This is a genomic window from Virgibacillus carmonensis (assembly GCF_057836705.1).
Map to the genome: position 1 here is coordinate 1 of NZ_JBYQFJ010000170.1, position 694 is coordinate 694.

1 protein-coding gene is annotated in these 694 nt (G+C 34.0%); it reads right to left on the minus strand.

All coding sequences use genetic code 11. From position 1 onward, the window contains the following. Positions 1-40: 40 nt before the first annotated feature. Entirely contained in the window at positions 41-187 is a 147-nt protein-coding gene (locus tag AC3G7N_RS21190; protein WP_489424120.1) for a hypothetical protein, read from the minus strand. Positions 188-694 lie beyond the last annotated feature (507 nt).

The following is a 694-nucleotide window of genomic DNA, read 5'->3' on the forward strand; positions in this document are numbered from 1 at the left end:
GTAAAAATTTTACAATTCCCTGGTTCATTTTAGTTAAATCTTAGAGTAAATCGCTGATGTCTAAATCAACATTACCAGAATCGTTGACATCACCGTTTAGAATGTCGCTAAGAAGTTGTGTTGCGTCTAACATGATATCACCACCGCTAATTAAAATTTTTTCACTTGCTTGTGGGGGATTGCCCACAAAAATTTAAATTCACTTTCTTAAGGTAAATGAAACATAGTTTTAATAACTTTTTACTGGTTAAATTTTACAGTAAATCGCTAAGGTCTAAATCAACATTACCGGAATCGTTGACACTGCCGCCTAGTATGTTGCTTAAAATTTGTGTAATATCTTTCACAGTCTCACCTCCCTTATCCTTCTACATAAAGCTAACGAATTTGATAGACGAATGGATCACATTCTATCAAAATTTCTTATAAAAATTTTATGAGGTTATGCGGAAGTTGTACGAATTGTCCTTCATGATGGTATTTGGCAAGGAAAAAAGAAATAGAAAAAATAGTTAGCAGGGATAATGAACGGTTTTCATCATAAAATGAAACAATAAAGTGTAGCGGGAGGAGAAGCAACAATGCTATTTATTCATACAACGAAGCAAGTTATTACCCGTTTTTTCGCTGAGCGATTCTATGACCAGTCTGCACAAATGGCGTACTATTTTATGCTGTCTCTGTTTCCCTTTTT